At 48.4% G+C, this 417-nt stretch carries 1 protein-coding gene; it reads right to left on the reverse strand.

Translation table 11 applies throughout. From position 1 onward, the window contains the following. Positions 1–45: 45 nt before the first annotated feature. The coding region (locus KP705_RS18240; protein WP_215765322.1) for a hypothetical protein at positions 46–417 on the reverse strand (372 nt) is incomplete at its 5' end.

Below are 417 nucleotides of genomic sequence, written 5' to 3' on the forward strand. Positions count from 1 at the left end.
AGTGTCCGACTATGACAATTACATTGTCGTCGGTCCTGCGGAGCTTCAAAGATACCAGTCTGCAAGCTCCTGAAAGGCGTCCTGATTAGCTTCGAAGTATTCGGAATCCGGAACCTCAATAGGAGGCTCATCAAGCTCTACGGGGTCTTGTAGACGCTCTATGTCGAGAACCTTTGACAGCATCCCATCTTCTAAGACGCTACCCCCACCTCTACCCATGTGAGATATCGTGTAAGTGTCAAGCATATATGCTTTTGCGGAATCATCCACCGCATTGATATCCCTGTTGCCAAGCTCCCACGAACCACGCAACGCAAACAGATTACGCCCCGTTAGAGCATCGCATCCAATTTTTTGGAGTTTTTCGATAACCTGCTGATGGTGTCGCTTAGAGACAACTTCAATGAGTTCGAGAGC

The organism is Gluconobacter sp. P1D12_c (genome assembly GCF_018812105.1).
Classification (GTDB): domain Bacteria; phylum Pseudomonadota; class Alphaproteobacteria; order Acetobacterales; family Acetobacteraceae; genus Gluconobacter; species Gluconobacter oxydans_A.